The organism is Pelomonas sp. KK5, from assembly GCF_001984095.1.
In the GTDB taxonomy this organism is placed as follows: domain Bacteria; phylum Pseudomonadota; class Gammaproteobacteria; order Burkholderiales; family Burkholderiaceae_C; genus KK5.
On sequence record NZ_LYVQ01000002.1, the window covers coordinates 63,316 to 73,262 of the forward strand.

General features: G+C 68.8%; 11 protein-coding genes and 1 pseudogene. 3 read left to right on the plus strand and 9 right to left on the minus strand.

Translation table 11 applies throughout. The features are described 5' to 3' along the window. Positions 1-351: 351 nt before the first annotated feature. Together B0W88_RS00695 and B0W88_RS00700 are read right to left on the minus strand one after the other, a co-directional pair. Entirely contained in the window at positions 352-1,263 is a 912-nt protein-coding gene (locus B0W88_RS00695; RefSeq protein ID WP_077032709.1) for a ParB/RepB/Spo0J family partition protein, read from the minus strand. 16 nt (positions 1,264-1,279) lie between these two features. After that, positions 1,280-1,816 carry an alpha/beta hydrolase gene (locus B0W88_RS00700; RefSeq protein WP_077032710.1) on the minus strand — a complete coding sequence of 179 codons (537 nt, stop codon included), beginning with the start codon at positions 1,814-1,816 and terminating at the stop codon, positions 1,280-1,282. Positions 1,817-1,873: 57 nt separating this feature from the next. On the opposite strand from B0W88_RS00700, the gene argC reads away from it, so the two are divergent. Continuing rightward, the gene (gene argC / locus B0W88_RS00705; RefSeq protein WP_077032711.1) at positions 1,874-2,815 is read left to right on the plus strand and encodes an N-acetyl-gamma-glutamyl-phosphate reductase; all 942 of its coding nucleotides are present in this window, start codon (positions 1,874-1,876) and stop codon (positions 2,813-2,815) included. 1 nt (position 2,816) lies between these two features. Further along, positions 2,817-3,242, plus strand: a complete 426-nt coding sequence (locus B0W88_RS00710) for a GNAT family N-acetyltransferase (protein ID WP_198937733.1) — start codon at positions 2,817-2,819, stop codon at positions 3,240-3,242. 6 nt (positions 3,243-3,248) lie between these two features. Here the strand turns inward: B0W88_RS00710 and B0W88_RS00715 are convergent, their stop codons facing one another. From B0W88_RS00715 to mnmG, 4 genes are read right to left on the minus strand one after another with little or no spacing between them, the layout of a single operon-like run. After that, positions 3,249-4,007: a GNAT family N-acetyltransferase gene (locus tag B0W88_RS00715; RefSeq protein ID WP_077032713.1), complete on the minus strand. Its 759-nt coding sequence runs from the start codon at positions 4,005-4,007 to the stop codon at positions 3,249-3,251. Further along, positions 4,007-4,777: a ParA family protein gene (locus tag B0W88_RS00720; protein WP_077032733.1), complete on the minus strand. Its 771-nt coding sequence runs from the start codon at positions 4,775-4,777 to the stop codon at positions 4,007-4,009. Before B0W88_RS00720 ends, B0W88_RS00715 begins: the two co-directional genes overlap by 1 nt. A gap of 14 nt (positions 4,778-4,791) precedes the next feature. After that, positions 4,792-5,439 carry a 16S rRNA (guanine(527)-N(7))-methyltransferase RsmG gene (gene rsmG, locus B0W88_RS00725; RefSeq protein WP_077032714.1) on the minus strand — a complete coding sequence of 216 codons (648 nt, stop codon included), beginning with the start codon at positions 5,437-5,439 and terminating at the stop codon, positions 4,792-4,794. Next, complete coding sequence (gene mnmG / locus B0W88_RS00730; RefSeq protein WP_077032715.1) at positions 5,429-7,372, minus strand: tRNA uridine-5-carboxymethylaminomethyl(34) synthesis enzyme MnmG; 1,944 nt, start codon at positions 7,370-7,372, stop codon at positions 5,429-5,431. Before mnmG ends, rsmG begins: the two co-directional genes overlap by 11 nt. A gap of 101 nt (positions 7,373-7,473) precedes the next feature. Here mnmG and B0W88_RS00735 point away from each other — a divergent pair, with 101 nt between their 5' ends. Continuing rightward, positions 7,474-7,731 (plus strand): YkgJ family cysteine cluster protein, encoded by a 258-nt coding sequence (locus B0W88_RS00735; RefSeq protein ID WP_077032716.1) that lies wholly within the window; start codon positions 7,474-7,476, stop codon positions 7,729-7,731. An 11-nt stretch (positions 7,732-7,742) separates the two neighbouring features. On the opposite strand, the gene B0W88_RS00740 is transcribed toward B0W88_RS00735, so the two are convergent. From B0W88_RS00740 to B0W88_RS33410, 3 genes and pseudogenes are all read right to left on the minus strand, one after another. Continuing rightward, a complete protein-coding gene (locus B0W88_RS00740) occupies positions 7,743-8,933 on the minus strand; it encodes an ABC transporter permease (RefSeq protein WP_077032717.1) in 1,191 nt (396 codons plus the stop codon). After that, entirely contained in the window at positions 8,930-9,712 is a 783-nt protein-coding gene (locus B0W88_RS00745; RefSeq protein ID WP_077032718.1) for an ATP-binding cassette domain-containing protein, read from the minus strand. Before B0W88_RS00745 ends, B0W88_RS00740 begins: the two co-directional genes overlap by 4 nt. Further along, positions 9,709-9,947 (minus strand): annotated as a pseudogene (locus B0W88_RS33410) (hypothetical protein); the annotation flags it as partial. The pseudogene B0W88_RS33410 and the gene B0W88_RS00745, both read right to left, overlap by 4 nt.

Below are 9,947 nucleotides of genomic sequence, written 5' to 3' on the forward strand. Positions count from 1 at the left end.
TCTGCTGGGAAGTTGTGATGGCGCCCCTCTCAATGCGAGGCGTCATCAGAGCTTTCCGGAGTCAGCGGGCGGTGGGTGGTGTGATCCTGTTTTCTGGTTATCGATGCAAGGCAAGCTTCGTACCCGCCGCTCGCCTCGTTCCCTCGAATGGGTGCTAGTTTGTCCTTAACTGCCGCGGTCAGTCGAAGGTTGACGTCATGTCCTACACCTTCGATGTAAATGATCCTACGCCCATCCGAGGCGCTGTGTCAGGCAAGTCCTGGCACCCGGACGGGCTGATCCCGCAGGCAGGGGGACGCCGTTGCTTTCAGCGTGAAATGCTGCCGCAATGGCGAAGGCGGGGCGTAGGCTTTACTGTGGCCCGCGCAGGCGGTCGATCAGGCCATTGAGCTCGTCCAGCGAGCCGAACTGGATGCTCAGTTCGCCCTGCTCGCCGCGCTTGGTGCGCTTCTTCACATGGATGGCCACCTGGGCTGTCAAAAGATCCGACAGTTCCTCTTCGAGCCGCAGCAGGTCGCGGCTCTTGTCGGTCTTCACGCGCAGCAAGGGCGCCTGCCGCCCCGCGCCCTGATGGCGCTGCACCAGCTTCTCGGCCTCGCGCACGCTGAGCTTCTTCGAGGCGATCTCGGTGGCGGTGGTGATCTGGTGTGCACCATCCAGAGGCAGCAGCGCACGCGCATGGCCCATGTCGATGTCGCCGGCCATCAGCATGTTCTGCACCGGTGCCGCGAGCTGCAGCAGGCGCAGCAGGTTGCTGGCCGCGCTGCGCGAGCGGCCGACGGCCTGGGCCGCCTGCTCGTGCGTCAGGCCGAACTCGCTGACCAGGCGCTGCAGGCCCTGGGCTTCCTCCAGCGGGTTCAGGTCCTCGCGCTGGATGTTCTCGATCAGCGCCATCGCGGCGGCGGCCTCGTCAGGCACCGCCTTGACCAGCACCGGCACTTCGCGCAGCCCCGCCAATCTTGCGGCCCGGAAGCGCCTTTCGCCGGCGATGATCTCGAAGGCCACGTGGCCATTGGGGGCGATCGGCCGCACCAGGATCGGCTGCATGATGCCCTGGCTCTTGATGCTCTCCGCCAGCTCGTACAGCGAGCTCTCGTCCATGCGGGTGCGCGGCTGGTACTTGCCCGCCTGCAACTGCTCGAGCTTCAGCGTGCCGGGTTCGCCGTCGCGGCCGGAGGGCTGGGGAGCGGGGTTCTCGCTGACCTTGGGGCCGAGCAGCGCTTCCAGGCCCAGGCCGAGGCCTTTGGGTTTTTTCGTGACCATAGCCGTCGATTGTCCCTCAGCGCTTCAACGAAGCCAGCAGGGCCTGACCCTCGGGCCAGTCGGCCAGCCCGGACTCGGTGTTCAGATGGCCCCGCGGGCCGGCGAAGACCACCTGCGAGCCCCAGTCGGCCGCCATCTGCGTGCCGCGCTCGAGCGCGCAGAACGGGTCGTCGCTGCTGAGCACGGCGATGCTCGGGAAGGGCAGGCGAGCACGCCGTATGGGCTTCCAGTTATGCAGCTGGGGCGGCATGTCTTCGCGCTCGGTGTCGGGCGGCGCCACCAGCAGCGCACCGGCCACGCGATCGGCATGCTGCGTGTGCTCGGCCCAGCTGGCCACCAGCTGGCAGCCCAGGCTGTGTGCGGCCAGCAGGGCGGGGCGCGGGTCAGACAGCAGCACCTCTTCCAGCCGCGCCATCCAGTCGCCGCGACGGGGCCATTGCCAGTCGGCCTGCTCCACGCGCTCGAAGCCTAACGCTGATTCCCAGCGGCTTTGCCAGTGCTCGGGGTCCGAGTTCAACCAGCCCGGCAATAGGAGTACGCGGGACCTTGTCATCGTTACGCTTTATGCTTCGTTTCCTGATTTTTGATTGTGATGGATGGAGCAGCGGCAATGACGTACAAGGTATTCGTGGACGGCCAGGAGGGCACGACGGGCTTGCGTATTCACGAGTACCTGGCAGCCCGCCAGGACGTCGAGGTGCTGCGCATCGATGCCGACAAGCGCAAGGACCCGGACGAGCGCTCGCGCCTGCTGAACGCCGCCGACGTGGCCTTCCTGTGCCTGCCCGACGCCGCCTCGCGCGAGGCGGCCTTCATGATCAACAACAAGAACACCTGCCTGATCGATGCCAGCACCGCACACCGCACGGCGCCGGGCTGGGCCTTCGGCCTGCCGGAGCTGGCCAGGGACCAGCGCCAGAAGATCCGCGACAGCAAGCGCATCGCCAACCCGGGCTGCCACGCCAGCGCCTTCATCCTGGCCGTGCGGCCGCTGGTGGATGCCGGCCTGCTGTCGCCGGAATCGCTGGTCTCTGCCACGTCAATAACGGGTTATTCCGGCGGAGGCAAGGGCATGATCGCCGACTACGAGACCTCCGGCGACGCCAAGTACAGCTCGCCCCGGCCCTACGCGCTGGGCCTGGCGCACAAGCACCTGCCCGAGATGATGACCCACACCGGACTGACCTCCGCGCCGGTGTTCATGCCCATCGTCGCCAACTACTACAAGGGCCTGCTGGTCACGGTGCCGCTGCACCTGGCCAGCCTGCGCGGCGGCGCCCGTCCCGAGGACCTGCACGAGGCGCTGACGGCCCACTATGCCGGCGAGCGCTTCATCAACGTGAAGCCGCTGCGCGATGCGGCCACGCTGGCCGAAGGCGCCGTGGATGTGCAGGCCTGCAACGACACGAACCGCGTGGACCTGTTCGTGTTCGCGAGCGACACGCAGGCGCTGGTCATGGCCCGCCTCGACAACCTCGGCAAGGGCGCCAGCGGCGCGGCCGTGCAGTCGATGAACGTGCACCTGGGCCTGGATGAAGGCCTGGGCCTCTGAGTTGAACGATCGAAGCTGGCTGCAAGACCTGACCCCGGAGGATGCCGGGGTCGTCAGCGACGGGGTGATCGCCCATGGCCGCCGGGAGGCGGCGGGCGGTCAGGCGCAGGAGATCTCCTGCGGCCTCTACGAGGATGGGCACTTGATTGCCGGCGCCGTCGGGCGCACGGAGTTCAAGCGGCTCTTCGTCAGCTACCTGTGGGTGGACGAGGATCGGCGCGGGAAGGGCATCGGCACCGAGGTGCTGCAGCGCCTGGAAGCGCAGGCGCTCAAGCGCGGCTGCAAGGACGCGCTGATCGAGACGCTTTCCGACCGCAGCGCGGACTGGTACGAGAGTCTCGGCTACGCCACGATGGCCCACATCCACGACTACATCCCGGGCTTCACCCGCTACGTGCTGATCAAGGTCTGGCGGCCGCGGGACTGATCCCGATCAGCCGTGCGCGCGCGGGTCGATGGCCCGGTAGTGGTAGCGGTAGGCGAAGCGGAAGCCCAGGCGCTGGTAGACGCGCTGGGCGACGGCGTTGTCCGAGCCGACCTGCAGATAGGCCTGGCTGGCGCCTTCCGCGCGGGCGCGGGCCAGCAATGCCGCACAGAGGGCGTGCGCGTGGCCCCGGCCGCGCTGCCCGGGTGGCGTGAAGATGTCGAACAGGCCGACGATGGCGCCGTCGCGGGCGTACTGGCCGCAGCAGAGCAGGGCGCCATCCTCGCCCCTCATGTCGAAGCCGCGATAGGCCACCGGCGAGGCCAGCAGGCGCTCCGCGTGGGCGCTGATCTCGACCGGGCTGGAGCCGCGCAGGCCGCCCACCAACGCGGCATAGGCCTGCGCATCCAGCGCGGTGACGGCTGTGGTGTCGGCGTCCGGCAGGCTGTCCAGCACCATCACGTCCGCGGCGTCGAAGCTGAACCAGCCCATCGCTGCGAGGTGATCGTCGAGGTCCGCCGGCTGGCTGAACGGGGTGACGCGGACGATCAGCGGCAGGCCGGCGGCATCGAAGCTGATGCGGCAGCGCTCCAGCAGTTCGTCCAGCGGCAGCGTGCCGGCGGCCAGCGCATTGACGCAGCGCGAGCGCTTGGCCTTACCGGGGGAGAGCCGCAGCAGCCAGCCGTCGATGCGGGCTTCCTGCGGTGGCGTGGAGGCGTTGAGGCCGGCTTCCTCGGCCAGCCGGGCCAGGCCGTCCAAGGCCGTCATCACATCGTGTCGACGCGCCGCACCATCTCGCGGGCGAAGTCCACGAAGGCCTGGGCACCCTTGGAGGCCGGGTCGAAGACGACGCCGGGCAGGCCATAGCTGGGCGCTTCGGCCAGGCGCACATTGCGCGGGATGACGGTGTCGAAGACCTTGTCGCCGAAGTGGCCCTTCAGCTGCTCGCTGACCTGCTGCTGCAGCGTGATGCGCGGGTCGAACATCACGCGCAGCAGGCCGATGATCTGCAGGTCCGGGTTCAGGTTGGCATGGACCTGCTTGATCGTGTTGACCAGGTCGGAGAGTCCTTCCAGCGCGAAATACTCGCACTGCATCGGCACGACGACGCCATGCGCGCTGCACAGGCCGTTCAGCGTCAGCATCGAGAGGGACGGCGGGCAGTCGATCAGGACGAAGTCGTAGTCCTTGGCCGCCTCGGCGATGGCGGCCTTGAGGCGCTTCTCGCGGCGCTCCAGGTCCACCAGCTCGACCTCGGCGCCGGCCAGTTCGCGGTTGGCACCGAGCACGTCATAGCCGGCTTTCTCGCTGCGCACCCGGGCCTCGGCGATGGTGGCGGACTCCAGCAGCACGTCGTAGACGCTGCTTTCCAGCGCCCGCTTGTCGATGCCGGAGCCCATCGTTGCGTTGCCCTGCGGATCGAGGTCGATGACCAGCACCCGCTGGTTGACCTGGGCCAGGCCGGCCGCCAGATTCACCGTGGTGGTTGTCTTGCCGACGCCACCTTTCTGATTCGCAACGCAGAAGATTTTGGCCATGCGCGATTGTGTCATCAGCGCGGGCGAATCCAGACCAGGCAGCGCTGCGCATCGAGGCCGGGAACCTCCAGTTGTTCCACGTGAAACACATCAAGATCGGCCGGCAGGGCAGCGATCTCTTCGGCCGGATGCTGGCCCTTCATGGCCAGCCAGACGGCGCCGGGCTTGAGGTGCTGGCGGGTCAGGGTGGTGAAGTCCAGCAGCGAGGCGAAGGCGCGGGAGGTGATCAGGTCGAACGGCGGGGTGTTCAGTGCCTCGACCCGGGAGTGCTCGCCATGCAGATTCGGCAGCCGGAGTTCGGCGGCCACCTGCTTGATGAAGGTCGCCTTCTTGGCCACGGCATCGACGCAGGTGACGTCGATGTCGGGCTCGCAGATGGCGACCACCACGCCCGGCAGCCCGCCGCCGCTGCCCACGTCCATCAATCGCAGCGGCCTGCCGCCCGCATGCCGGCGCAGGGCAGGAAGCAGGCTCAGGCTGTCCACCAGATGCTGGGTCAGCATCGCCTGGGGATCGCGCACGGCGGTCAGGTTGTAGACCTTGTTCCATTTCTGGATCAGGTCCTGGTAGGCGAGGAGGCGGTCGATCCGGGAGTCGTCGAGATCATTCAGGCCCAGCTCCTGGGCGGCGCCGGCCAGGGCGGCGTGGAAGTCATGCGGCATCGGCGAAACCCTTGAACTTGCCTTTCTTCAGATGGACCAGCAGCAGCGAGATGGCGGCCGGCGTGACGCCCGAGATCCGCGAGGCCTGGCCCAGCGTCTCCGGCTTGTGCTTGCCCAGCTTCTGGCGGACCTCGAAGGACAGGGCCTGGACCTGGCTGTAGTCCAGTTCGGTCGGCAGCTTCATGTTCTCGAAGCGCGACGCGCGGGCCACGTCCTCGACCTGCTTGTCGATGTAGCCGGCGTACTTGACGCCCACCTCGATCTGCTCGATCACTGCCGCGGCCAGGTTCTCGCCCAGTTCCTCGTTCAGGGAGGCGCGAGCAATGCCTGCATCCGGCTTGGCGATGGTGGCCACCTCGGCCAGCGTGTCGTAGACCACGCCCGGCCGGCGCAGCAGGTCCACCAGGTTGTATTCCCGCTCCAGTGCCTTGCCGACCAGCCGTTCGGCATCGGCGGCGGGCAGCGTGTTCGGATGCACCCAGGTCGACTTCAGCTTCTCTGTTTCACGTGAAACAGCATCGCGCTTCCGGTTGAAAGCATCCCAGCGGACGTCATCGACCAGGCCCAGCTCGCGGCCGATCTCGGTCAGGCGCAGGTCGGCGTTGTCCTCGCGCAGCTGCAGCCGGAACTCGGCCCGGCTGGTGAACATCCGGTAGGGCTCGGTCACGCCCTTGGTGATCAGGTCATCGACCAGCACGCCCAGGTAGGCCTGGTCGCGGCCCGGGAGCCACGGGCCTTCGCCCTTGACCTGCAGCGCGGCATTCAGGCCGGCGAACAGGCCCTGGGCCGCGGCCTCCTCGTAGCCGGTCGTGCCGTTGATCTGGCCGGCGAAGAACAGGCCGGTGATGGCCCGGGTCTCGAAGGACGACTTCAGGCCGCGCGGGTCGAAGTAGTCGTATTCGATCGCGTAGCCGGGGCGCAGGATGTGGGCCTCTTCCAGGCCGGGGATCGAGCGGACGGCGGCCAGCTGGATGTCGAAGGGCAGGGAGGTGGAGATGCCGTTCGGATAGAACTCGTGCGTCGTCAGGCCCTCGGGTTCCAGGAAGATCTGGTGCGAGTCCTTGTCGGCGAAGCGGTTCACCTTGTCCTCGATGGACGGGCAGTAGCGCGGGCCCACGCCTTCGATCACGCCGGTGAACATCGGGCTGCGGTCGAAGCCGGAGCGGATGATCTCGTGGGTGCGGGCCGAGGTGTGGGTGATCCAGCAGGGCAGCTGCTTCGGGTGCTGGGCGGCGTTGCCGAGGAAGCTGAACACCGGCACCGGATCCAGGTCGCCCGGCTGTTCCTCGCACTTGCCGAAGTCGATCGTGCGGCCGTCGATGCGCGGCGGCGTGCCGGTCTTCAGCCGGCCCTGCGGCAGCTTCAGCTCCTTCAGCCGGGCCGACAGGCTCACCGCCGGCGGATCACCGGCCCGGCCGGCGCTGTAGTTCTCCAGGCCCACGTGGATGCGTCCGTCGAGGAAGGTGCCGGCCGTCAGCACGACCGCACGGGCACGGAACTGCAGGCCCATCTGCGTGACGGCGCCCACCACGCGATCGCCTTCCACCATCAGATCGTCCACCGCCTGCTGGAACAGCCACAGCTTCGGCTGGTTCTCCAGGCGATGGCGGATCGCGGCCTTGTAGAGCACCCGGTCGGCCTGCGCGCGGGTGGCGCGCACCGCCGGGCCCTTGGAGCCGTTGAGGATGCGGAACTGGATGCCCGACTCGTCGGTGGCCGCGGCCATCGCGCCACCCAGCGCGTCGACCTCCTTGACCAGGTGGCCCTTGCCGATGCCGCCGATCGACGGGTTGCAGCTCATCTGGCCCAGCGTCTCGATGTTGTGCGTCAGCAGCAGGGTGGTGCAGCCCATGCGGGCAGCGGCCAGCGCGGCCTCGGTGCCGGCATGGCCGCCACCGACCACGATGACGTCGAATTCCTTGGGATAGAGCATGGCTGAGGGCTTGAAAAGTTTGCGCGGACTAACCCTTAATTTTACGGGCGGCCTGTGGATAAGTCACGGCACAGGGTCATGGCGGCGCCGACAATATCGCCATGAAGTGCCGAGATCACTGCGCCGCCTGCTGCATCGCGCCGTCCATCAGCTCGCCGATCCCCGGGATGCCTCACGGCAAGCCGGCCGGCGTGCGCTGCATCCAGCTCGATGAGGAAGACCGCTGCCGCATCTTCGGCCGCCCCGAGCGGCCCGCCGTCTGCGGCTCGCTGCAGCCGAGCGAGATGATGTGCGGTGAGAGCCGCGAGCAGGCGATGCGCTGGCTCGGTTGGATGGAGGACGCGACCTCGCCGGGCTGATCCGCCGCTGCTCAGCGGGGCCCGGCCACCGCCCGTCGCATCGAGCCCGCCACGTAGGCCAGGCAGGCCAGCGTGAGCCCCACGCCGACGACCACCGAGGGCATCACCTTGGCCATCGTCAGCGCCTCGCCCTTGAGTACCAGCATCATCAGCGAGTTCTGCGCCAGGCCCGGCACCCAGAGGTACCAGGCCGCCTCGCCGCCCGGGTTGAAGAGGGCGATCATCGGCGCCAGGCCCACCAGCGTCATCACCAGCGCGCTGCCGGCCTGCGCCTCCTTCAGCGTCTTCGAGCGGATCGCCACCGCCATCAGCAGCGCGCCGAGGCCGGCGGCCAGCGGCAGCTGCAGCAGCAGGAAGGTCCAGACCTCGTGCAGGCCGAACTGGAACATCGCCTGCAGGCTGTCGCTGCGGATCAGCCACTGGGCCGGGATGAAGCTCAGGTTGGACAGCAGGGCCACCGCCATGCCCAGCAGCGCCACCGCGCCCCATTTGCCGGCCACCAGCGCGAAGGCCTGGACCGGGTTCATCAGCAGCGGCTCCAGCGAGCCGCGCTCGCGCTCGCCGGCGGTGCTGTCCAGCGCCGCGGTCAGCGCGCCGTAGAGCACGGCCATGATGATGAACATCGGCACCATCGAGGTGATCCGCGTGGCCCGGGCCTGCACGCTGGCGAGGTCGCGCTCCTCGGCGTCGACGGCATGCAGCAGCTCGCCGGCGTTCACGCCGCGCAGCGCCAGCGCCAGCGTCGCCCGCTCGCTGTTGAAGCCCGCCACCAGCCGGCTCAGCACGCCCACGCCCGCGCCGGCCCGCTGGTTGGCGCTGTCGCTGACGATCTCGACCACCGGCTGCTCGCCGTCGCGCAGCTGCTGTTCGAAATCCTTGCCGATCACCAGCACCGGCTCCAGCAAGGTGGTGGCGCGCAGCCGGGCTTCGTAGTCGGCCGGGGCGGGCTTGATCGTGTAGGTCTGGCGCTCGATGTAGTTGCGCAGCGTCGGCGCGTTCTCGATGCCCTGCACCAGGATCTGCCGCTGCTCGGCCCGCTCCTCCAGCGAGCCGATCAGGCCCGACAGCGCCAGCAGCATCAGCGGCCCCATCAGCACCGCCGGGACCAGCAGGCGCAGCAGCGTGCGGCGGTCGCGCAGCGCGTCCGTCAGCTCCTTGGCGAAGACGACCAGGCCGTTCTTCATCAGGCTCAGGCCACTCATGCCGCGGCCTCCTCGGGATAGGCCAGCTTGACGAAGGCATCCTCGAAGCGCCGTTCGCCCGCGAGGTCCAGCAGTTCCTGCACCGTGCCTTCGGCCACCTTGCGGCCATGGGCCACGACGATCACGTGCTCGCAGAGCAATTCCACCTCCTGCATGATGTGGGTCGAGAAGACGATGCACTTGGCGCCGCCGGCCGGCGAGCGCAGGTGCCGCAGCGCCTCGCGCAGCGAGCGGGTGGCCAGCACGTCGAGGCCGTTGGTCGGTTCGTCGAGGACGATGTTGGCCGGGTCGTGCACCAGGGCCCGGGCCAGCGCGGTCTTCATCCGCTCGCCCTGGCTGAAGCCCTCGGCGCGGCGGTCCAGGATGGCGCCCATATCCAGCAGCCGCGCCAGCTCCTCGGCGCGGGCGTTGGCGGCGTCGGCGTCCATGCCCTGCAGGCGGCCGAAGTAGACGATGTTCTCGCGCGCCGACAGGCGCGGGTACAGCCCGTGCGCATCGCCGAGGGTGCCCATGCGGGCCAGCGCCTCGCGCGGCCGTGTGGCGACCGGGATCGCGTCCACCTCGATGCTGCCGGTGTCTGGCGGAAACAGGCCGCCCAGCATGCGCAGCGAAGTCGTCTTGCCCGCGCCGTTAGGGCCCAGCAGTCCGGTGATGCGGCCGTCCGGCGCGTCCATGCTGAGCCCGTCGACGGCCTGGATGATCTTCTTCGGGGCCCGCTTGAACACGGAGCCGCCGCTGCGCGAGACGAACTGCTTGCTGATGTTGTCGATGCGGATCATGGCGCGGCCTCCCGGGCCTTCGGCTGCAGCGGGATGAAGGCCGGCGGCCGGGGGACGCCGGCGGCGCAGCCGGGCCCCGCCGGCAGCGCGGCGGCTTCCTTGTCGGTCGGCGCGTCGATGAAGCGGAAGATCGTGTCGCGCATGCAGGGCAGGGCGCTGACGCCATGGCCGGCCTGCGGCACCACGATGTGCGCCGCCAGCGGGCCCAGCGCCTGGGCCACGCGCGCGCCGTGGC